This window comes from Streptomyces sp. NPDC005262 (assembly GCF_042872425.1).
Lineage (GTDB): Bacteria > Actinomycetota > Actinomycetes > Streptomycetales > Streptomycetaceae > Streptomyces.
Genome location: NZ_JBIAKK010000004.1, coordinates 452,709 through 475,953, shown reverse-complemented (window position 1 = coordinate 475,953; position 23,245 = coordinate 452,709). Strand labels below are relative to the sequence as shown.

Annotated in this window: 11 protein-coding genes and 1 pseudogene; 5 read left to right on the top strand and 7 right to left on the bottom strand. The window is 67.9% G+C overall.

Going from position 1 to position 23,245, the window contains the following annotated elements; translation table 11 throughout:
* On the top strand, positions 1-195 hold a 195-nt coding region (locus ACFYP5_RS15190; RefSeq protein WP_389035312.1), incomplete at its 5' end, for a transposase.
* Between the two features lie 535 nt (positions 196-730).
* On the opposite strand, the gene ACFYP5_RS15185 is transcribed toward ACFYP5_RS15190, so the two are convergent.
* Entirely contained in the window at positions 731-1,780 is a 1,050-nt protein-coding gene (locus ACFYP5_RS15185; protein ID WP_389035360.1) for a MarR family transcriptional regulator, read from the bottom strand.
* A gap of 585 nt (positions 1,781-2,365) precedes the next feature.
* Between ACFYP5_RS15185 and ACFYP5_RS15180 the strand changes: the two genes are divergently transcribed.
* Positions 2,366-3,523: a serine/threonine-protein kinase gene (locus tag ACFYP5_RS15180; RefSeq protein ID WP_389035310.1), complete on the top strand. Its 1,158-nt coding sequence runs from the start codon at positions 2,366-2,368 to the stop codon at positions 3,521-3,523.
* Between the two features lie 1,105 nt (positions 3,524-4,628).
* Entirely contained in the window at positions 4,629-8,171 is a 3,543-nt protein-coding gene (locus tag ACFYP5_RS15175; RefSeq protein ID WP_389035309.1) for a HelD family protein, read from the top strand.
* A 162-nt stretch (positions 8,172-8,333) separates the two neighbouring features.
* Here ACFYP5_RS15175 and ACFYP5_RS15170 read toward each other — a convergent pair whose 3' ends face one another.
* Genes ACFYP5_RS15170 through ACFYP5_RS15160 form a run of 3 tightly spaced genes read right to left on the bottom strand, consistent with a single transcriptional unit; the run spans position 8,334 to position 11,655 of the window.
* The gene (locus ACFYP5_RS15170) at positions 8,334-8,705 is read right to left on the bottom strand and encodes a toxin-antitoxin system YwqK family antitoxin (RefSeq protein ID WP_389035305.1); all 372 of its coding nucleotides are present in this window, start codon (positions 8,703-8,705) and stop codon (positions 8,334-8,336) included.
* Complete coding sequence (locus tag ACFYP5_RS15165; RefSeq protein WP_389035302.1) at positions 8,702-11,233, bottom strand: hypothetical protein; 2,532 nt, start codon at positions 11,231-11,233, stop codon at positions 8,702-8,704. The genes ACFYP5_RS15170 and ACFYP5_RS15165 overlap by 4 nt, the downstream gene beginning before the upstream one ends.
* Complete coding sequence (locus ACFYP5_RS15160) at positions 11,230-11,655, bottom strand: DUF6507 family protein (RefSeq protein ID WP_389035299.1); 426 nt, start codon at positions 11,653-11,655, stop codon at positions 11,230-11,232. Before ACFYP5_RS15160 ends, ACFYP5_RS15165 begins: the two co-directional genes overlap by 4 nt.
* A gap of 996 nt (positions 11,656-12,651) precedes the next feature.
* Between ACFYP5_RS15160 and ACFYP5_RS15155 the strand changes: the two genes are divergently transcribed.
* Positions 12,652-12,807 (top strand): hypothetical protein, encoded by a 156-nt coding sequence (locus tag ACFYP5_RS15155; RefSeq protein WP_389035296.1) that lies wholly within the window; start codon positions 12,652-12,654, stop codon positions 12,805-12,807.
* 122 nt (positions 12,808-12,929) lie between these two features.
* Here the strand turns inward: ACFYP5_RS15155 and ACFYP5_RS15150 are convergent.
* The 3 genes and pseudogenes from ACFYP5_RS15150 to ACFYP5_RS15140 all read right to left on the bottom strand — a co-directional run bounded on the left by ACFYP5_RS15150 (position 12,930) and on the right by ACFYP5_RS15140 (position 16,800).
* A pseudogene (locus ACFYP5_RS15150) lies at positions 12,930-15,478 on the bottom strand (DUF262 domain-containing protein).
* A 28-nt stretch (positions 15,479-15,506) separates the two neighbouring features.
* The gene (locus ACFYP5_RS15145; protein WP_389035293.1) at positions 15,507-15,875 is read right to left on the bottom strand and encodes a hypothetical protein; all 369 of its coding nucleotides are present in this window, start codon (positions 15,873-15,875) and stop codon (positions 15,507-15,509) included.
* A gap of 97 nt (positions 15,876-15,972) precedes the next feature.
* Positions 15,973-16,800, bottom strand: a complete 828-nt coding sequence (locus ACFYP5_RS15140) for a hypothetical protein (protein WP_389035357.1) — start codon at positions 16,798-16,800, stop codon at positions 15,973-15,975.
* Between the two features lie 446 nt (positions 16,801-17,246).
* On the opposite strand from ACFYP5_RS15140, the gene ACFYP5_RS15135 reads away from it, so the two are divergent.
* A complete protein-coding gene (locus ACFYP5_RS15135; protein ID WP_389035290.1) occupies positions 17,247-23,192 on the top strand; it encodes an AAA domain-containing protein in 5,946 nt (1,981 codons plus the stop codon).
* Positions 23,193-23,245: the final 53 nt, after the last annotated feature.

Sequence of the window (23,245 nt, the reverse complement as noted above, 5' to 3'; positions counted from 1 at the left end):
AAGATCGCCCGCCGCGGTGTCCCGCACGGCTCCGGCCTGGGCAAGACTCGCTGGGTCGTCGAGCGCACCTTCGCCTGGCTCCACCAGTTCAAACGCCTCCGCACCCGCTACGAGATACGCGCCGACCTCCACCTCGGCCTGCTTCAACTCGCCTGCAGCATCATCTGCTTGAGACGACTCCGAACCTCATTCTGAAACGATCAGTCAGTGGCGCGCTGGAGCAGGCGGGCATCCCTGGGGCGCCGGGCCTCGCGGAAGCGCTCCTCGCGGACCACCCGTTGTGGGAGCCGGCCCAATGGATCCTTCCTGCCGTCTCTCCGCTCTCAGGTGGCCAGGAGACCTGTCTCGGGATCCTGCACTGTGACGGAGTCATGAGTCCGCGGTGTGAGACGCGCCTCGCCCAGGGCATCACCCAGGAGCAGAGCAACCGACTGGCCCAGGCACTCGGCACCTGGCCCGCCTGAACGGCACACCCAGCAGCCAAGGATGAGAAGCAAACGCCAGGCCCGTCCCCACGGCCCATTACGTGACGTTCGAGGTGGAGAAGTACGTGAACGCCCACAGAGACCTTGACCACGCCGCCGTACCAATCCGGCCACGGCCGTACCACGCCTCCATGTACGGCCGTCCGATCTGGCCTGGCCCTTGTGCGTGACGGGACGATTGCGCCATGGAGCCGAGAAACGCCACCGCAGAAACATTCCCCCGCACCTCGTGAAGCACCAGGCAATCAGGGGGTTTTCATCAGGCAGCGCAGGTTGCTGACCAGCGCGTGGATGTCACGGTCGACGGGCGGGTCGGCGGGGGTTTCCGGGGTCGCGCCGGGAGCGGGTGTGCCGCAGCGGCGGCAGAGGCCGTCAGGGAGTGCTTCGGACGGGCCGGGTGTCCTGCATTCGGTGCATTCCACCAGCAGTCGGCGGACGGGAGCGCCGGGCGTGGCCGGTGCCGGGGCTGTGGGCAGGTGGGGCGGGATCTTGTCGTGGAGGCGGCGGCGTACGAAGCCGACGGGGGAGCCGACTTGGGCGGGGAGGCCGGAGGTGAGGGCGTGGGTGAGGTAGTCCGTGTTCACGCCTCGGTCCAGCCATGCGGTGGCCAGCTCTTCCAGGACGGTGCAGTCGGCGGCGGAGAGGGCCAGACGAGGTTCGATACGGCCGAGTTGGGCCAGCGCGAGGTACGCGGGCGAGGGGCTGCTCGGGGCCGGTTCCGGGGTCCGCTGTTGCGGTACAAAGGGTGGTGCGGGAGCGGGCGGTGCGGGCTGAGGTGCGCGCTCGGACGGTGCGACGGGGGCTTCTGCAGTGACCCGCGTGGCAGGGGCTTCCGTGGCTGCCCACAGCGGCGGGGGAGCGGTCGGAGCCGCTGCGGCTTCCTGGGTGACCCGAATGTTCTCGGCTTCGATGAAGGCGCCCCACCACTCGTTGTCGTGGGCGGTGCGGGACCAGTACGTGAGGGTGACCCAACGGCTTCCGCTCTCGCTGACCTGGCAGCGGGCGTGCCGCAGGTGCCCGGCGACGGTGAGAGCTCTGAGGGCGGAGCCGATGGCCATCTGTCCGTACAGGGGGATGTTCTTGGCCAGCGTCTTGATGTCCATGGCCGCACCGTCGGGGAGGTGGTCGACGTATCCGGCGATGTAACGCTCCCGCTCGGGCAGCAGCATGAAGTCCTCGACGCGCGGCGGGCCTTGGTCTGATGCGGATCGCTTGCCGTAGCCGGGATGGGCCTTCGCGTACGGGCGAGAGGATGCGGGCGTACGCAGGGCAGGGCTAAGGTTCTCGGTAGCCACGAGATCGCTCTTCTCGATCTTGGGGTGAGACCCCGGCATGGTGCTTCCAACACCGCGTCGGGGTCGTTTCGTTGGGGGCACCGTAAGCAGCCGCGATGGAGTGCCGCAAGCTGGTCACGATTAGTCATACTTGCTGGCCGTGACGGGTCGGGGAGGGAGGGAAGGTTTTCCCAACCCCCTTCTTTTGCCTACCGGTTAACCAAGAGAGCTCGAATCCCGGAGCCCGACTTCCGACGCCCGGACCCCGAAGCTCAAGCGTCGGGCCCGGCCCCCTCCGCGTACCCACGAAAGAGTGAGTCAGCCGGTCCCGGAGCTCGAAACCCGACCCCTGAAGCTCGGGTCCCGAGCCCTGAGCCCGCCCGCTGTGAACGCGCGACCAGCTGCCCTCACCCGACCGCAACCCCGAACCGGGCATAGCTCACGTACCAGTCTCTGAGATTGTCTGCACACAACTTAGGCTGGGGGCAAAGGAAAGCGGTGTCGATTGTTCGCGTCATACTGAGCGCCTGATTGCGAGTCATGCAGGGGGCTGGAGTGGAGCGTGTCGGAAGTTACGTCATTGTTCGCAAGCTCGGTGAGGGGGGGATGGGCATCGTCTATCTTGCGCGCTCGCGCGGTGGGCGAACCGTGGCGGTCAAGGTGGCCAGGCCCGAGCTCGCCGTGGATCCTGCTTTCCGCGAGCGGTTCCGTGCGGAGATCGCCGCCGCCCGCACCGTCGGCGGCTTCCATACCGCGTCCGTCGTAGACGCGGACCCGGACGCCGAGGCACCCTGGCTTGCCACCGCCTACGTGCCCGGGCCGACGCTCTCTCAGCTCCTCGCCTCGAAAGGTCCAATGAACGAGGAGGAGTTGTGTCGGTTGGGCGCCGCACTCGCGGAGGCGCTACTGGCCATCCATGGCTGTGGCCTCATCCATCGCGACCTCAAACCGGGCAACATCATCATGGCCGAAGACGGACCCCGGGTCCTGGATTTCGGAATCGCGCGTGCGGTTGAGAACACCCGGCTCACCGCGACAGGGACTGCTTTCGGCACCCCCGGGTTCCTCGCTCCCGAACAGGCCGAGGGCCGCGATGTCGGCGGCAGCGCCGACGTGTTCGCACTGGGCGCAGTGCTTGTGGCGGCAGCGGGCGGGAGCGCCTTCGGCGGCGGTACTCCGGTAGCGCTGATGTATCGCTCCGTACACCAGGAAGCCGATCTTTCAGCCGTTCCAGATTCCCTCCGGCCGATGGTCGCGGCATGTCTGGAGAAGGAAGCAGGACGCAGACCGACCACCGAACAGCTCCTTGACTGGCTGAGCGCCAGGGACGCTGACGGTGACGGCATAGAGTCTGGCGCCGCCGCCAAAGGCACCGGACACCCTCCGACGGTGTACGTGCCTCCGGCCTTTCCCGTCCCACCGGCCTATGCACCTACCGTAACCGCGCCTGCCGCCGTTCCCGCCGCACGGGGTGTCGGGCCGACCGACGATCTCGAGTTCCTCGCGATGGATCACAAGAATGCCGTCGTCGCCGATGCCGATGGCATCGCAATCGGAAGGAACGGACGCACTGCTGGCTTCTCCTGGGCCGAAATCAAGTCGGCCGATTGTGCAAAGGAGCGCCAAGGAACCGTTCTCAAGGTGACCATTACGCTCACCGACGGCAGCATCCACACGTGCCAAGTGACTACTCGCCTGGCGGAGCTGGATGAGTGGATCACGCAGCTCAACACCCTACTTGACCACTTCCTCGCCCCCGCTTGAGACGGTCCGAGATTGCCGATCTCCCTGAGCTCCGTCAGCTGGCGGGATCGTGTGACTCTTCATGGGCGGCGTGCGGCCCGGTAGCGGTGGTGTCGGTCCAGCCGGCGAGGATGCCGAGGGCTTCCGCGGAGGGGGAGGCAGGTTCAGGGGTGTACATGATGAAGGTCTGGTCGGGGTCGCCTTCGACGGTGAGAAGCCTGCTTACGCAGGGTGGCGGCCTCCTGAGGGCGGATCTGGCCCCGTGCCCAAGACCCGGGCAGGCAGGTGCCGGCATGGCAGCTGTGGAGGTGCCCACGAACTGCGGCAGAGCCCTGACCAGCCCGTGTCGAACCGGGTGCGGTCGTGACCTGGCACCCCATCGACGGCCCCGCCGCTGCACGAATCGTCTCCTCTTCACTGGCGATCGCCGGTCGCGGGTGGCTCCTTCGGGTCCTCGGCGCGTGCTGCGAGGTACTCGGCCCAGTCGCGTCTGGCGTAGGCGACCCAGCGGATCGCGGTGTGGCGGTGTATGCCGGTCAGATCGGCGAGGATGGGGCTGGGAGGGTCTGCGGCGAGCGCGGCGAGGGCTGAGTTTCGGGCCGCGGACCGAGATCCCGTGTCGGTTGAGCTTCTGCGTCATGGTGTGTGTCGCGATTGACGGGATCAACCCCGGGAACAGCAGTCGGGGACCTGGGGTGGCCTGGGCGAATAGAGCCCGAGGGCCGGGCTGATGCTCGTCAGCCGGCTGTTGCAGCAGTCGGGCCAGCCGTGGGGTAGTAGGACCGGGTGGCGGCCGAGCATCAGGTGGGTGTGCTTGTCGCCGAGTTGTAGGTGGTCCGGCGTCAGGTTGCAGAGCCGCTCGGTGTGACTGCGCCTGTTCTGGTAGCCCCAACCACACCTAGAGGCTTGTGAACTGAGTCAATGCCTGCAATGCTTGTCATTGCCCGGTGCGGGCTCAACTGCACGCGCGATCTGGTCCCCGTCCGGCAGGCGGAGTCCGGGAACTGGTCCGGGAAGCGGCCCCTGACTCACGGTCATGGGAAGGGCTCCGAACAGTTATGTCGACGGGGTGCGGGCGTATGTCCGTCGCGGTGTCCCGCTGGGCGCCGCCAGGGAGGGACAGCAGATGAACACCATCACACGCGAACAGGTCATCGCCGATGAGCAGAAGGCCGTGGACCGTGCGTACGACTGCTACACCGCGCGACTCGCGGAGATGACCGGGACGTCGGCCGCCACGGCCTCCGCCAGTGGCAAGGACGGCATCGCCAATCGTCTCGACGTCGAGGAAAAGGCCGCGGCGTACGGAGGACTCGGCGGTGAGTCGCTCGTCGTCGCCCGCGTCGACGCGCCGGAGGAGCCGGGTGGCGAGCCCAGCCCCTGGTACGTGGGTCGGCGTGCCGTCTCCGATGTCCTGACCCGCGAGACCGTCGTCGTGCTGTGGACCAGCCCGTTGGCGACAAAGTGGATCGCGGCGCAGACGCACGCGCCCGGCGAAGTCGTTCTGCGGCGGCAGTTGAGCTGCGTGCAGCGCGTCGTCGAGGACTACTTCGACGACATTGCCCCTGCCGTCCACGCACCCGCGCCTGTCCCTGCCATTCCCGTACTCAGGGCTCTCCCCGGGCCGCGGCCGGCCGCGGACGACGCGACCACGGCCGAGGCCGCCACCGCCGACGACGTCGGGACGGAGGCCCTGCCGAGGACCCCGGAGGCAGGACGGCCGGGCAGCGCCGAGCGCGAGGGGCGCGCACCGGCCCATACTCCCGCCGAGGTCATCCGGGTCCAGCGCCGCAAGCCCGTCCAGCCGGACGACTTCCTGCTCCGCGAGCTCCAGCGCTCGCGCAGCGGCCGCATGCGGGACATCGTCGAGACCATCCGCCGTGACCAGATGGATCTGGTCACGGGTTCACCCTCCGACATCCTCGTGGTGCAAGGCGGACCGGGCACGGGGAAGTCCGCCGTCGGTCTGCACCGGGTGACCTGGCTCGTCAACAACGACCACTTCAAGGCCCAGGACATCCTCGTCATCGGCCCACACCAGCGGTTTCTCGACTACGTCGGCCAGGTACTGCCCACCCTGGGCACCCGCGACGTCAACGCCGTCCAGCTCTCCCGCTTGTGGGACGGCGAGGTCCTCGGCACCGATACTCCGCGGGCACGGCTGGTGAAGTCCGATGAGCGCATGTCGGCTGTTCTGCGACGCCGTGTCGAGCACGAGTGTCGCCCCGAGGCCCTCGACGGCCACCTCACCCCGCCCTCCTTCGAGGACGACGAACCGGCGTTCACCGTCACCGCCGGCAGTACGACCCTGCGCGTCCCGCGCTCGGAGGTCCGTGCTCTCTTTGATGAGGCGCGCGGCGGCGACGGCGCCCACCGCGAGCGTCGCGACCGCTTCCGCAGCCTGCTCGTCGACCGGCTCCTGCGGGAACTCATCGCCCTCGCCCCGCGTCGTGGCGCGGACGGCACGATCCGCCGCAGCCTGGAACGCAACCGCCGGGTGGAGCGCCTCATCGAGCGTGTCTGGCCGTCGCCGGGCGCCCGGGAGGCCCTGCGCAGCCTCTACGACTCGCCCGACCTCCTGCGCGCTTGTGCCGACGGCATCCTCGACGAGGAGGAGCAGGCCGCTCTGCACCGTTCTCGGGCCGACAAGGCCGAGGACGAGCTGTGGACCCTGGACGACCGCGTCTGCCTGGAAGAACTCCGGTACCTCATCACGGGCGAGACGACGCGGCGCTACGGTCACATCGTCGTCGACGAGGCACAGGACCTCACGCCCATGCAGGCCCGCGCCCTGCGCCGCCGCGTCGCGATGGGGGGCTCGATGACCGTCCTCGGCGACCTCGCCCAGGCCACCGGCCCGTACCCGTACGCCGAGTGGGACCGCTTGGGGGCGCTGCTGTCCGACCACGGCGACTGGCGCGTCGAAGAGCTGACCACCAGTTACCGTGTACCCGCCGAGATCATGGAGTTCGTCGCGCCCCTGGCCCGTGCGGTCGCCCCCTCGCTGCCTTACCCGCGGGCCGTGCGCGAGGCCGGTGCGGACGCCGTACGGACGATCGCAACCGAGCCGTGGAAGCTGCTCGGCGACACCGTCGCCCAGGCCGTCCGCCTCGTGGGCACCAGCGACGGCCGCACGCTGCGTTCCGTGGCCGTCATTGTTCCTGACGACTCCGGCTGGCTCGACGAGATCGGCCGCCACCTGGACGAGGCCGACGGCATCACCGAACAGGAACGCGAGGCGGTGTCTGTCCTGGCCGCCGCCCAGGCCAAGGGCATGGAGTACGACCATGTCCTCGTCGTCGAGCCCGCCACCATCGCCGACCGCGGTCCGTCCGGCCTGCGCCAGCTCTACATCGCGCTGACCCGCAGCACCCAGAGCCTGACCGTCCTTCACACCGCGGCGCTCCCCAAGGCCCTGACGGATACCGGCGGCACCGCGGAGCAGACGCTCGGTGGCATCGACGCCGAATCCAGGGTCGCACCGGAGGCGGAGGGAGACACCCCGGAGATCGGCACCGACATCCGAGTCCGGGTGATCGGACACACCACCGGTGGCAACTACAAGGTCGAGGCCGTCTCACCCTCCACGGACCGCCCGCTGCTCATGGCAGTGCGCCACGGCTCCACTCCTCCCGTCGTCGGGGCGGAGCTGGACGCCTGGGTGCTCCGCCACGCCTCCAGCGTCAGCTTCGTCACGGTCGACGAACGCGGCCGGCGGCCCATCTCGACGACCATGGCCACGCGGTACGCGGACGCGCTCGGCGTCGTCGAGGAACTGGCCGACGGGAACGTCCCGGACGACGTCCGCGCCCGGCTCTCGGAGCTCAAGGGCATGGCCAACCGCTGCCTGCGTCTGGACCAGCACGACTGGCTGGACGTCTGGCGCGTACTCGGCTCCCCGGACAGGACCCGCCTGAACCTGCTGCGGGACCTGGCGGCCAACGCCAACCGTGCGTCGGCCTCCGGCACACCGGACCTGGACCGGTTCCGAGCCGAGCTGGAGCTCAGCGGCTGGGCCGAAGACCTGGCTGAGGCGCGGCAGATCATCGAGCGGCGCATCGGCGCCGCAGCCGACTCGGCGACGGAGAGCGAGCAGGCCCGCGCAATTTCCGCGCAGCGGTCCCCGATACCCACTCCGTCCGCGCAATTCGGGGCACGCGAAGTGCCCGTGCAGTCAGAGCCGAAGGAAGTCGAACCCATGACCACCACCGCAACCGCCCCCACCACACCGGAAGAGGCAGATCAGAGCGCGAGCTTCCGCCATGTCCTGGAAGCCTCGGTCGCAGTGGACCGCACCTGCAAGACCCATGAGGCGGTGCGCTTCGAACTGATGGCAGCCCTCCTGCGAGCGGACCGGCAGCCGAAGTCCGACTCCCCGGTGGCCGACGTCGACTGCGTGACCGAGGACGGTCACGTGCTCTACGAAGTACTCGGCGCCGGCCTCTCCACGTACGCCGACCTCCGCTCGGGAGTGGCCCGCCTCCACGAGGTCAACCACACCCTGCCTACGCCTGCCGACCGTCTCTGCCTCGTCCTGGCCGGCTCCCCGGCCGAGGACTGGTCGGCCGCCACCATCCACGGCGTCTTCGGCGTCCACGTCCTGTGGCGCACTCCGCAGGGCTGGGACGGACGGGACACCGAAACCGCCCTGGGCACGGTCCAGGCGTGACCTGCTCCGCCGCAGTGGTGGCCTACGGTCGGCTCCAGGGTGCGCTCCCGAAGGCTGTCAGTCCCGACCGTGCGTACGGTGCGCGTCGGGCCGGTTCGAAGAAACCACTGGAAGGCGCCACCTCGACATCCGCACCGGTGCCTGCCGGCTGCTTGTCGGCGATCAAGCGTCTCGATGCCATTCCCTGAGCAGTTGGCCGTCTTCGTTCCATATGAATTCCTCGCGGACCGAATAGTTGCTCTCGTCGAAGAATTTTCGGGACTTGAGAATCCCGTTGCGGTGCCATTCCTTGAATTCCCCCCGAGGGGCTCCTCGGTGGATCGATCCCTCGTAACGCAGCGATCCATCCGGATACCAGGCTTGCGACAGTCCGTCCCGGATGCCGTCGACATATACGTCCAGGCCGATCAGGGCGCCATCCTGATATTCTGCCATTTCTCCGGTGAAAAGAGATCCGCGGTAGAGCATGCGTTGACCCATGTCCATGTCGACATCCGGATCATCTATGTCGATGCGACGCTCCGAAGCCATCATGGGATCCAATTCAACTCCTTGTCGGGGGGATATCCGGTGAATTTGCCGTTTGTGGTTGGCATGTCAGGCAGCATATGGTAGCAGTTTGCGCAGAATGGCGCACCCCTCCCTGGCAATCGCGTCTCAGGATGCTTCATGAATGGGAATTCAACTGACGCGTGAATTTCTTTGAGGGCGGCGACCCCGTCGGGAAGGCCCAAGCGTGTACGAGCCCATAGGAGCTCGTTCGTCGCCTTCACCTCCGCGTGTCCCAGGGGGTCATCCGGGTGAGGTTTATCGGCTCCGAGGATCTCCCTGCGCTCGCGGAGCGTGGGGTGGAGTTTGTCGGCGGGAATGATGTCATCCGCCCGGCCGTTGATTCCCTCGATCACGATGCCCGTCCGCCTGTCCATGACAGCTCCCACGCAGGCTCCTGTCTGCCCCTTGGAGAAGGTCCTGGCGTCCTTGGCGTCTCTGTACAGTGCGGCTCGCTCCTGGGCGATGTTGTCGACGTAATGCTGGACCGGTTGTCCATCGATATGCGTGATGATCCCGTCGGACGTCGTTACACGAGGGTTCGTGGCATCCACAAGTTCGAGAAGCTTCTGTTCGGGACCCACGGGGAGTGACCCATCGGACTGGCGAAGCGAGGTTTCCGGGGAAATAGCCTCCGCTGGAGTGGATGCAGATCCCGGGGTGTTGTGGTCGGCATGCCCGCCCGTCGCATCGGGATGAGGGGATCCATGTCCGCCTTGGTGCGGGACAGCCGGGTTCTCGGCAGAGCCGTGGCTGTTGCCGTTCGATGTGACCTCTGTGCGCCCACGGTCGCCGGGTGCGATGTCTCCGTGGCCACCGCCGGCCGTCGCGTTGTCCGCTGTACTGGCGCCCGAGGTGTGAGGTGCATCTGTGCCACCGGGGGTGTGGCTGTTGTGGATGGTGTTGTCCGCTGTGCCGCCGGGTGCGTGGTCGCCTGCCCGTCCGCCGGATGGGGCGTCGCTCGTGCGTCCGATGTCGCCGAGGTTGCTGTCGAGGCTGTCGCCACTGTGGATGGCGTGGCCGGCGTCGTCGGCGCCGCGGATGCCCGCACCGACCGGTACGGGCTTATCGGCGGACGTTTCCACGCGGGGGTTTTCTGCCCTGGTGGCGGGCTGTTCCGGACGGGCCTGGCCGGCGTGTTGTGCGAGACTGCCGTCGGCTTCGTAGAGGTTGCCTTCGCGGTCCAGGAATGGAGGGCCGTCCTCGAAGGGGGATCGGACCGTGCCTTCCGGGAGCGCGAGAACTCCCTCGGGGAGTTTGACGGTGCCGTTCGGGAGCTGGACCGCCCCGTCCGGGACGATCGCGCCATCAGGGAGGTCCACCGTGCCGTCGGGCAGCCGGAGCGCGCCCTCTGGCAGCGTGATTGTGCCGTCGGGCAGCGGCGGAAGTTCGATTTTCCCCATGCCCTTGAGGCCCGCCATCACGTTGCCGATTTTCGACACGCCGGCGCCCGCGCCTTTGAAGACGTATGTCGTGGGGTCGACGATCCGGCCGGCTTTGCCGGCAAAGGACAGTGCCTTGGCCGCCAAGCCGGCTTTGCCGGCACCGGCGACCGCACCGCCGGTGAAGACGGTGGTCAGGACGTTGAAGGTGACCGCACCCGCGGCCCGGGAGGGGTTATCCCCCCATTGGTCCCAGGCCACGAGCGCTTTCCCGGTCTCCTTCATCGCCGTGCGCGAGTCCCTTACCCACGTGGGAAGCTCGTCGTCCGACAGCTCCCAGAAGGCCGGGCCCACGGCAACGGTGAGCACCAGTCCGGTGGTCAGTTTGCCCAGACCGGTCCACGCCTGTTTCGCGGCGTCCCAGCCGTCGAAGCCGGTCAGAGTCCCCAGGCCCTTGATGGTGCCCCAGACGCCGTCGACGATGAAGCCTTTGCCGAAGTCATAGCCGTGCTCCCACACCTGCCACCAGGGAGTCGACTCCTTGACCGCATCGCCCCAGGGCAGGCTCTCGGTCTGCTTGAGGGCTTCGGCGTCATAGCCGTACATGCCCTCTTTGCCGGAGCCGTCATTCGTCTTGAGAGTCTTGCCGCCGACCAGCGCAACGATCTTGGCGTGACAGGCGCGTTCCACCTCCTGGAACGCCGTCCAGACCTCGGCTATCTCGTTACGGCGATGGTTGTTCTCCTCGACCAGATCGCCGTCCTCACGCCACTTGTCGTCGCCGTCGACCTTGACGCGGAAGGCAACGGCCTCTCGCTTGAGCTCCTTGAGTTTCTCGACCAGCGGGTAGGCATCATCGGAGTACGTGCCCAGCGCCCCGGAGATGACGCACAGATCCGAGCTCATCGAGAGCCCGGTGTCCGAGACCGGCTTGGTGGTGGCGAACAACTGCTCCGCCTCCGGAGCTTTGTAGAAGGCGTGCAACCCGCCGAAGCTGCTGTGGACGTCACTGGCAGCCGTCGCGATTGTGGCGCCACCGGCGGACAGCGCCGTCACCTTCGTATCGAGCAGGGCCAGATCACCGGTGAAGACCGGTATCCCCACCGGATCGACCGGATCGATGCCGCTCACCTGTGTCCCCCGACATCCTTGAGCAGGTCCAGGCGTACGGTCTTCGCCGCGTCCTGGGCGTGCTTGGCCGCCTCCAGATCACCCTCGACGTACGCATTGGTTGCTTCGACCGCGCCCAGCATGGCCGCCTCGATCCGTTCGGCCGTCGCCTTGAGATCCTTCTGGCGCTTCCTCAGGTACTCACCCAGCGCCGCTGCGACCGGCCCCGTCGCCTTCTGCGACAACGGCGCGTCCCCCGGTGCCACAGGCCCCTGCAAAGGCGTCTGCGCCTGTGAGCCCGGCACGGCCGTACCCGCCGCCTGAGCCGCCTCCGCCATATCCGAGACCAACGCCGTCAAGGCCTTCTCCAGGTCACCGGCGTGCATACCGGTGACCTTCAACTGCCCCTGTACCCCTTGTGGCTTGATGTCCCACGCCGTCATGAACGCCCCCTGCGAACAGATCTGCTCTTGTCCCCGTGGCCCGTCTCGTCCACGAGGAATCGGTTCCCCTCGAGTGGATTCGGGCCGGCCCAAGTTGTCGACCGCTGCCTTCGCGCGTGTAATCGTGTCCGACGTCGCCTGGACCGGACGACGGACCAACGTGCCCAGGCCCGTACCTGCCCCACTGACTGCGACGTCAGGTTCGACTGAACTGACGTCCCATGTCGTACTTCATCAGCCCCCCGTCCGGTCGGACATCCGCATGATCGTCCATCTCTATCAGCTCAGGTATTGCTGATGCAATCAGCAACTGGTCGTGCGATTCGTGCGAAGTGGACCTGTGGGTGAATGGGCTGGTCTCCTGGCGCTGACGGTGTGGGGCCCGTCGGGGGTGTGGATGGCTGAGGGTGGAATGTTGCGACGTTGTCGGTGGGTTGGAGATCAGGGGCGGGTTCTCGGCGCGACGGCCTCCCTCCCGTGCGGGCGTTCGTTTCACGCCCGGCAGGCCACATCCCGTGTCATCGGTTGTCAGCGTGGCCATGAGCGCAGTCGGCCGGCGCTGCAGCCTGCACACGCGTGCTGTTTGCAACACCGCAGGTAGAAAAAGGCCGATCCGCAACCCGACGACCTCGTAACGGGCCAGGTGGAGCGCTTCCGGGGAGGCGATTTCGATGAGAGGGGGCTGTTCAGTTTCAAGTACCGTCTGGCCACAGGGACGTAGACATCACGGGGGAAGAGCTTCGTGCGCACCAAACGAAGATTTCGTGCTGCCCTCATGACTGCGCCTGGCCTTCGCGTACACCGGCAAGGGCACCGCGCCACTGATCCGGATGGGTTGGGGGACCAGTCCCTGACCCTCGGATGACAGGGCACCCCGCCCAGCTACCGCGTCAGCATCGCACAGCAGCAAGCAGCGGCCCATGTCACTCCCCGTTGGTAAGCGGGCCGCCACCCTCACCCGGTGGCCGTGGCCTTTGTCGTCCTCACGCCGGACCGGTGAACCACAGCCGTTCATTCCTGCAGCGCATCGAGGCACCGCAGGGCGGTACGTCCGAGACCGAACTCATTCTGTCCAACGGTATGCATGTGCACATCGAACTGGCCAGAGAGCACAGTGGGTGCTGGGGCTACGCACTCGCGCCGGCCGATTGAGGTCGCGGCCTGAGAGCCGGATGCTCGTACGACACGAGCATCCGACCCCTGCGTCCGAGCATGCGTACGCGTGATCGATGCGGCGCTCCCAGGAGGCTTGTCACTCGCACCATGGCCCTGTCTCAGGCACGGCGCGCCAGGTCCAGCGCTGCCGTGTGGACGAACCAGTCCAGCACCTCGCAGATCTCCTCACTGTGCTCGGTGAGGACCCGGAGCGGGAACGACGGGCGCAGCTCCAGTTTCGCCTCCGGGAGTTCGATACCGTCAATCTTGTTGAGCCGCTGCAACAGTTCCCGGCGGTGTTCTGTGTCGTCGAACGGGCTGCGGTCCTTGAGGTATTGGAAGACGACCTCGACTGTCCCGCTGACCGGGTAGAGGCAGAATGGCCACAGCATGTGCGGGCGGCTGCTCGTCCCGGCGTCGAGCATGGGGAAGCAACTGGTCTCCTCATGCCGCCCGTAGGCGAGATGGCCACCCTGACGACGCCAGAAGTCGAGGGTCGTGGTCACCCCGGCCACCGCCTCCGGCCAGTGTTCCTGCAACTGGCTGCGGAAGCGCTCGGCCGGCTCCGCGTTCTCGCCGTCCGGCAGGGGATCGTGCGAGGTCTGCTGGGTGACGTCCTTGCCCAGCAGGGTGGCCAGTTCCGCGGCCGTCAGGCGCTGGGACCGGTTGGCCCGGCCGTACCGGTCGAACTGCACGCCCTCGCTCTGCAACAACTCCTGGGGAGGTATGCGGTCGCTGCCGTCGGCCCAGCGGAACGAGGGCGAGATCTTGCCCTCGGAGTTCAGTACCCGATAGGCGCCGATCGCTGTCGGGTTGGCCGACAAGTAGGCGCCGACAGGCACCGGGTGGCTGCCGATGAGCTCGGCGACATCGCCGTACGCTGTCCATGTGCCGCTGGGCATCGCGACCAGCGCTGCCCGCAGCTCCGTCCAGCTCGACGACTCCTCGCCGGCCGGGCGGAACCCGCCGATCGGGCCCGGCCACAGCTCTGCGGCACGCTGCCAGAGGCGGTCGGCGCGGGCCATGATCTCCGCCTTGCCCCAGCGTTTCGACGAGGCGATCTCCAGGTTCATCCGCAGCGCGCTGGAGTCGAGGATCTGCTGCTTGCGCTGGAAGGGGTGATTGGAGAGCTTGGAGTTGTCGCCGGTCAGGGTCAGGTTGCCGAGGGTATGCACCAGCAGGTCGTGCAGTTCCTGGGGTGACTGGCCCTCCTCCGTCTCGTCGGCAAGGAGGTCGAACCACGCCTGGGCCGGCCGCTGAGGGAGGACGTGCTCGACACTGAGGGACGCCTTGGCGAAGTCGACGGGCTCGGTGGGGGAGTAGCTCTCCTCGAGGCGGCGCAGGATGTAACTCCGCTGTGGCGGGCGTCCACCCCAGTAGAACGGCTTGCTGCGGATCGCTGCCCGCAGTTCCTCGTCACTAGGCCACCGGCGCCGCTTCCCCGACAGGAAGCGGCGGACGGCCTCGGCCGCCGAACGGTCGGTCTCCAGGTCCTTCGGAGCCTCCATGAAGATCCGGTTGATACCGGCGGTCGGTGTCTGGCAGATGAGGCGCCTTGCCAGATACGACTCGACGTACGTCAGGGCCTCGGCCGCGTCCTCCGGGCTTGTGGCGCCCGCGTCGACGAGGTCCAGCAGATGTAGTGCCAGGGGGTAGTGCGTCTGTCCGCCCCATGCGGCCAGACGTTCCAGAGCCGCGCGCAGAGGCACCGACTGCTCACGGGCGGGGTCGACGATGCGGAGGAAGCGCTGTGCGCGCTCCGACAACTGGGCAATCTCGCGCTGTAGTGCCTTCTCGTCACCGGCGAGCGGCTGCAACCGCTTCTGCTGTTCGCGGTAGATCTCGCTCTGCTTGGTCTTGTTGTGGCCGCGCACGACCAGGTCCAGCCAGACGAGCAGTTCCAGGTTCTTGGGACCGAGGCTCTGCTGCATGGGCAGCCACAATTCCTGGTAGACCCGTTCGCCGCGCTGCGGCAGCAGCATGAACACGTAGTTGCGCAGGAGGTCGCTCTGGCTCAGGCCGACGCCGGTGTTATTGATCGACTCGAAGATCCGGTAGACGTTGTCGCCCGGCTCGGCGGTGATCTCCACAATCGACAGCGAGCCCTTGAGGACGTTCTCCACGGCCTCCAGCCAGCCGTTCGAGGCGCAGCTTCCTGCCCCTCGGCGAGCGCTCCGAGGAAGAACCGGTAAGCGCCACCGATGTTGCCGCCGCCACCTGCCTGCGGGGCTGACTCGACGCATGCTGTGAACGCCTGTCGGTCCGCCTGGGTGGGCAGCAGGCGGTAGTGGTCCAGGGCCTCCTGGTACTCGTTGACGAGGATCTGGCGGTGCACCCGCTCGGCGCCCCGGGGGTCGCCCGAGTCCTTGAGCTGGTCACGCAGCGCGGTGAACGCCAGCATCAGAGTGGTCAGCCGCTGCTGGCCGTCGACGACGAGCCACTTCTGCACTCCACCGGCCTGGATCTGCCCCGGCGCGAGGACAACGGAGCCGAGGAAATGCGGTGCCGCTGTTTCACCTGCCCGGTGCTGCTCGACGAGCTCGCCCACGTCCTCCCAGAGCCGCAGCAGCTGATCCCGGCCCCAGCTGTATGTGCGCTGGTAGAGCGGAACTTGGAACTGCTTCTCCCCCTGGATGAGATTGAGGAAGGTGATTTCCTGGGCGCGCATGCGCTTCCTTCGAGTCGTGACGGATGAGTCAGAGTCCGCTGTAGTGCTCGGCGAGAATCGCGAGCTCTCGCTTCCACAGCTCGGCTTCGTCGCCCGGCCGTTGGAAGTGGTCGCGACGGGCGAGCTGGAAGAAGCCGCCGGACGGACGTCTGGTGGCCTTGAGCACCACGAGGGCGGACAGCATCGGCAGCGATCCGTCCGGACTCTCCCGCAGGGAGGCGTCCTCCAGGAGATACGACATCTGCCCTCGGTGAGCCGGCACCTCGTGCCCCAGCTGCTTCAGCTCGGTGCTGAGATCGCCGTAGGTGAGAGGTTCGGCACCGGTGGCGGCACGCGCGCGCAGGACGGCCACCATGGCGTCCAGTGCCTGCTCGTACTCCAGGCTGTCCCTCTTCATGTGCCCTCCCCAGGACTGCAATTGACACGGTAGTGGATCGACCTGCTGGAGCGTGACGGTTCGTGAGCACAGGGTGGCTGTGGGACCGGTGTTCGGCTCACGCGTCCGTCCGTACGATGGCCGCGTGATTCGAGATCCTGGGCATCGTCTCGTTGGGGGAGCGGCGCAGGAGTTTCATGCTGCGGCCCTCGACCCATGCGTTCCAGGACTTGAGGTAGTACAGCAAGTGTTCGCGGGAGTCGTCGCGACGGCGGTGGGTCCTGCCCGCTGCCAGGCTGAGCATGGTGTTCCGCAAGGTGAGGCGGGGATCGCCGGACTTCAGCAGCGCGCCCGTGACCACCCCCTCCCGCCACGGGGACTGGTCGATGTCGGGTCGGGTCTCCGTAATGACGTACCAGCCGATCGTGGCTGCCGTGACGGTGATGCGGCAGGCGCGGTTGAGCGCAATGCCGTGGTGGAGGGCGTCCCGAATGCCGGGGTGCTTCTCCAGCACCACCAGCAGCTGGTCGTTGCTGGTGACTGATGAGCCTCCGCTCCATGCGGAGTTCGGAGCCTGTAGATAGAGGTGGAGGCCGCGCAGAGCTGCCGCCAGGTGTGTGGCGTTGGCCTCGCCGACGAGCGCGAGAGCGTCGCGTCCGGTGCGCTTGCGGCCCGTGTCCATGACTGTGAAGGCGGTTCTGGGCACGCCGTGTGTGACGGTCATGGGCACCGTCGTGCCGGCTTTGACGATTGCGGCCAAGCGGTGCTGACCGTCGATCAGTACATCGTCCTCGTCGAAGGCGATGCCCTGATGCGTGAGCTGCCATTCGCCCCGCTGGATCTGGGCAGCGAGCTGTTGAACGGTGTTCTTGCTGAGTGGCCGGTTGCTGGTGTTGAGCGTCAGCCACTGTGCGGCCAACTCGGGTGTAACGCTCAGAACTTCCATATGCACGGCGCGATGGCCCTTCCGGAGGCGACACGGGGCGGCGTGTGACACGTTGCAGGATCGAGTGTGCTTGAGTCTGTGAACTCAGTCAATCCTCATATCGAGTGGGCTGTGCGTCATTGCCTGTGGGTTGGTGTTGGTGACGCGGGTCGGGTAAGGGGGCTCTTGTGGTAGCCAGGGAGGTCGGTGCGGGAAGCGTGTTGGGCTGGTTGGTGCGTTTCGGTCGTGACCTTCGTGAGTGTGGGTGGGGTGTGACTGGTCGACCGCGTGGTCGCGATGTGTGAAGGGGCGGTTTGTGGCGCGAGGTTGCTGGTACGCTCCGTGCGTGTGCTCAGTTCACACTGGACGGGTCGCGCTGGGGGCGCGTACCGCATTCGTGCCCCGGGTGGCCGGGTGGGATTTCACAAGCAGGCCACCTCGTGGCCTCAGTAGCAGTGGGGTGGCGCGTGAGCCAGAGTGAGAGTGCACTGAGCGACGGCATTCGGCCGGTCGGTTCCGTTCATCATTACGACGACGGGCTGCACGTCCGTGTCGACGGCGTGATGCCGTACGAGCTGGTGGACGCCGACGACTCCTACGGGTACCGGCAGGGCGATGACCTGGTCCGATGCACTCTGTACCTGAGCAACGGAACCGGACGGCCCTTGGAGGTCGACGGGATCAGCCTGTTGGTCCGTGGCGGCCCGTACGGAAAGACGGCCCGCCAGGTGCAGGACTACCGGACCGAGTCGCTCGACGACGAGCTGGGCGGAACGCTGCGCACTGGGCGGAGGATCTCGGCGACCTGGGCGTACAGCATTCCGGCCGGCACCGCCGGAGAGCTGGACTTCGAAGTGCAGTTCAGGGGCAATCACCAGCGTGAGAGCGTCACGTTCACCACTGCAGCTGCAACGACACACCCCATCGACCCCCGCGTACCGGCCGCACGAAAGGAACGGGCACCGCTTCCCGATCAGGCAGTGCTGTTCGGGGACGAACAGCGTTCCCTGTTCGGGACTGCCGAGCCGGACATCGCCGACGGCTATGTCCTCGGAGCTGCGGAGAGGCCGGCCGTCACGATGCCTTCCGACTCCTCGGCGGTGTCTGTGCAGCCTGCCGTTCCCGCCCGCCCCGCCGTACCCACACGGACGCAGCAACTGTCCGCCGACGAGACCGACGCCCTGCGCGTCCGCCAGATCTTCCGCTTCCTCGCCGAGGCCGAGGAGTCCAAGGCCCGCCCGGTCCGCACCCTGGACGGGGCAGCCGGAACCGTGTGGTTCGACGAACTGCCGGACGACCTCGGGGTCGCCGTGATGCTCGACGGGGTGCTCTCCACCGACGAACCCGCGTGGCTGACGGTCGCCCGCCCCGACCGTGAGGACGCCCCGCAGCCGAAGCAGCTCCTCGCGCCCTGGGTCGACGAGACGCGCATTCGTGACTTCAAACAGACCCGAGCCCCGCATCTGCGCCGGCGTATCGAACCCGAGTTCCCCGACTGGTCCGCGGGCATTCCGCTGGAGAAGACCTACCACGAGCTGGAGGACCACCCGAAGCGGGAAAGGATCGAGAAGCTGTACGCGGCCTGGGAGCAGGCGTGGACGGCCTGGGCCGAGCGACGGCGTGCGATCGACCCGCTCGTCAGGCTGTACGACCGACTCCACAAGATGCACGAGGACGCAGCGAACCTCGGCGAGGCCTACGAACTCGTCCTCGGATTCGGCCGGCTGACCTGGCAGACGACCGGCGGCCAGCGCGTGGAACGGCACCTCGTCACCCACCGCGCCACCATCCAGCTCGACCCGTCGACGGGCACGCTCACGGCTGCGCCGGACCCGACCAGCGTCGGCATGGAGCTCGAAGAGGGCATGCTCGATGGCGCGCAACATGTCCCGGGCCCGGTGCGCGAGGCCATTGTCGAGGTGCTTGAAGGTGCCTCGGACGCCAGCGACCCCGAACACCTGGAAGCCCTGCACACCGCCCTGCGCAGCTGGGTCAACGCCGCTCACAGCGCCGGGAGTTATCTGCCGAGCGCCGAGCGTGCCAAGCCGCGCAGCCTCGACGTGCCGTATGTCGGGCTCACGCCGGCGCTCGTGCTGCGCGAGCGCAACCGCCGCTCCACGCTCGACGCCCTCAAGGCCATCGCCCGCCAGATCGACGGCGGAACACCCCCCACCGAGCTGCTCGGCTACATTGCGGGCCGCGACGGAGCCCTCACCGCCGCCGACCTGGCGGCGGCGGACGCCCACGGGACGCCGTCCGGAACAGGCGAGATGTTCTTCGCGCTGCCCGCCAACGAGGAGCAGCGCACCATCGCCGAACGCCTGCGCGCCAACCGGCTGGTAGTTGTGCAGGGCCCTCCGGGTACCGGCAAGACGCACACCATCGCCAATCTGGTGACGGACCTCCTCGCGCAGGGCAAGCGTGTTCTGATCACCAGCCACACACCGCGCGCGCTGCGTGTGCTGCGGGACAAGCTGCCCGAGTCGGTGCGCGACCTGTGCGTGAGCCGCACCGAGGACGGCGCGGCAGCGCAGCGTGAGCTCGAAGCGTCCGTCAGCAAGATCCTCAGTGAGTACTCCGGTTACGACCAGAAGGCCTCGCAGCGCGAGATCGAGGCTCTGCAGACGCGGCTGACCCGTGCCCGGTCCGTGCAGCAGACGATGCTGCGCGACCTGGCCGTGCTCCGGGAGCAGGAGACCCGTCGCTTCCCGGCGGAGATCGGCGACTACAGCGGAAGTCTCCAGGAGATCGCCGAGCGTGTGGCCGCGGAGGCCGGGATGTACGAGTGGATCGGTCCGGTGCCGCAGGAGCAGCCCGCTCCGGTCACCGGCGACGCGATACGGCTCCTGCACGCCACCCGTGCGTTCACACCGCATCACCAGGCGCTCGCCGCCGAGGTACCCGGACCCTCCGAACTGGTGGGACCCGGCGACTTCGAGGAGGCCGTCGGTGTCGTGCGCTCGGCGGCGGAGGCGCACGCGGCGGTGCGTCAGGACCCGCTGAGTCTGCAGTACGACACTGCTGTGCGCGGTCTCGCCGAGGGCGACCAGCAGCGGCTCTCGACGACGCTCGATGCGTTTGCCGGGGCGCGGGCGCGTGCCGGGTCGCTGGCCGGTGCGGCAGGTGAGTGGGCCGAGGCGCTCCTGCGCGAGGTGGCCGCGGGACAGGACTGGCAGACCCGCAGCCGGCACGCCGCTGTGACCGGTGCCCTTGCTGCCGTCGATGCCTCGCTCTCGACCCTGCGTAACTGCATGGTCAGCGGACTGGAGCAGTACGACCCGGCCGCTGCGCTCGGCCAGGCCACCGCGCTGCTCGACGGGCTGCGGCAGGGACAGAAGCTGCGCGGCCCGCTGGGCATGCGATCGAAGCTCGCCAAGACCGTCGGTCCGTTCGTGGAAGCGGTGCGCGTCGACGGGCGATCCCCCGAGGACAGCGACACCGCTACTGTCGTCATCGCCCGGATCCAGCTCGAACTGCACCTCTCCCAGGTCGAGTCCGAGTGGGGAACACCCGCGGCTCCCTGGCAGGGACACGGCCCGCGCCTCGCCCGCCTGAGGCAGGAGGCTGAGGCTCTCGAAGCGCTCCTTGCGGTCGCAGCCGCCCGCACCGATGTGCTCACTGCCGCCGCGACCTCCCCGGAACTGACCGCGGCCACCTGGCACGACCGGGCCGTCGAGAACGCCGTACGGGCGCTCCTTCGCGCAGCGACCACCCTTCACGCTGCCGAACAGTCGCGCCGAATCCTCGGAGACACCGAGGAACTGCTGCGTGTATGGAGCGATCGGCCGGGCGTCTCGCCCGCAGTGCCCCGCGCTCTTGACGCCGTGCGCGCCCAGAACCCGGACGGCTACCGCGAATTCAGCCAGGAGATCGCCGAGGTCCGCGAGGCTGCCCGGCTCCGGGCCGAGCAGCACGAGGCCATGACCACAGTGCGCGAACTCTTCCCGTCCCTTGCCGAGCGTATCGCCCGGACTCCTGAAGATCCCGACTGGGACGAGCGCCTGCCCGCCCTGGCCAGGGCCTGGGCGTGGTCCGCGTGGCGGGACCGGATGGAGCGGCTCACCGACCCCGACGCCGAGCGCACCTTGCGGAAACGGCTGACCGAGGCCGACGACGAGGCCCGGATCATGCTTGCGCGGCTCGCCGCGGCCCGAGCCTGGCACCGCTGTCTCGGGCTGCTCACCGGCGATCAGTCGCGTGCGCTGAGCGCGTACCAGCAGGCCGCCCGCCGGATCAAGGGCAAGTACCAGCATCGCTACCGGCGCGATGCTCAGGAGGCGCTGCGCAAGGCACAGAGCGCCGTGCCCGCCTGGATCATGCCGCTGCACCAGGTCGCGGAGACCGTGCCCATGGACCGGCCCGGCATGTTCGACGTCGTCATCGTCGACGAGGCCAGCCAGTCCGGTCTCGAGGCCATGCTGCTCAGCTGGCTCGCCGACCGGATGGTCGTCGTCGGCGACAGCAAGCAGGTCAGTCCCTCCAACGTCGGCCTCAAGCAGGACGAGTACTTCCATCTCCGGGACCGGCTCCTCACTGGTCTCGAAGGGGACGTACGCAGTCTCTTCGGGCCGGAGTCCAGTTTCTTCGATCTCACCGAGGCGCTGTCGGCGGGGCGTGGCACGCTCATGCTCAAGGAGCACTTCCGGTGCATGCCGGAGATCATCTCCTTCTCCAACGAGCTCTGCTACAACGGCCGGCTGCAGCCCCTGCGGCAGTACGGTGCCGACCGGCTGCCCCCGGTGCGGACGGTGTACGTCGAGAACGGTGAGGCAGTCGGTGCCAACAGCCGATTGGCCAATGTCGCCGAGGCCGAAGCGCTCGTCGCCGAGATCGTGCGCTGCTGCGCCGACCCCGCGTACGACGGCAAGACCATGGGCGTCATCAGCCTGCGGGGAAGCAAGGCACACCTGGCGGAACTGGAGAACCTGCTGGCGGAGCGGCTCGACTACGCGCAGCGGGAGGAGCGACGCATCAGAGTCGGCGACGCCGAGGACTTCCAGGGCGACGAGCGCAACGTCATGTTCATCTCCACCGTCAACTCGCCCACGACCGCTGCCGGGACCGTACCCGGAGGCTTCAACGGCAAGACGTACGAGCAGCGTCTCAACGTGGCTGCCTCCCGTGCCCAGGACCAGCTCTGGGTGTTCCACAGCGCCCGCATCGAGCAGTTCCACGAGAACGACCTCCGTCGCCAATGGCTGGACCACCTCGGCCGGCCCGCGGAGGAGGAGACCGTGGCGGTCGTGGGCGAGGTGCTGCCGGACGTACGGCACGAGGCGTTCGACAGCCTCTTCCAGCAGCAGGTCTACCTGGAACTGACGGGGCGCGACTATCGCGTGCGTCCCGGGTACCGGGTGGGCCGCCATGCCATCGACCTGGTTGTCGAGGGCGGTACGAGGCGGCTCGCCGTGGCCTGTGACGGCGACGTGTTCGCACAGGGAGAGGACGCCTCGACCGCGGCGGCCCGCCAGCGCGACCTGGAGCGTGTCGACTGGACCTTCGTCCGTATCCGAGGGAGCCGCTTCCACCTGGACCGTGAGCAGGCACTGGCCCCGCTGTGGGCGGAACTGGAGCGGCTGGGGATCGAGCCGGTCACCGATGTGCCGGAGGCCGATGTTCCCCAGGGCGAGCTTCCCGGGACGAGCATGGAGGACGACGAGAACGCCGAGATCCAGGCCGGGCCCGGGGAGACGGACGGGATCACGGGGACCGGAGCGGCAAGGACCGCGGCTGTCGAGACGGTGCGTTCGCAGGCGGAGGTTCCTGCGGTGGTCGATTCCGAGCCGGTGAAGTCGGCTGTCTCCGCACCCACGCCTCTGGCCGTGCCCGCACCCGTCACCGTGACCCCGGCGGCTTCCGCAACATCGCCCGTTTCCGTGACGCCGCCTGCGCCCACGCGTGACGCGCAGAAGTACCGCGACACTCCTCGAACCCCGCCCGGTGCCTTCCCGGTGCGCGAGATCCCCGTCGCAGCATTCCAGCGGCTGGTTCGGGAGATGCAAGAGCTGCAGCTCACTCTCGATGCTCCCGAAGAGACACCGGAAGGTCTCGATGTCCGTCTCGACGCCGCGAAGCTGGTGTTCTTGCGTAGGACCCAGGCCGATCAGCGTGATCGCCGCGCCAAGCGTCTGGCCTTCCTGCGGGCTTTCCTCGACGCGGTTGCCGTCGAAGGCTCTGCCGGAACGCCGCAGGTGGTTATTCCCGGCGCGCTTCTCGTCCTGGAGTTCGACGGTCAGGTCGACGAGGAGACTCTGTACACGGTCGCCGAACTGCCCACGGACGGGGCCGATATCGTCTCCCCGTCCTCGCCGCTCGGGCATGCCCTGATGTGGCAGCGAGCCGGGCGCGAACTGCCGTACCAGGCGTCCCAGGACAAGGCGCACACGGTGGTCGTGCGCGAGATCCGGACCTGACAGCGGGGCCGAACCCCCCGACGGACCACCCGCCTTGAGCCGGGCGGTCCGTC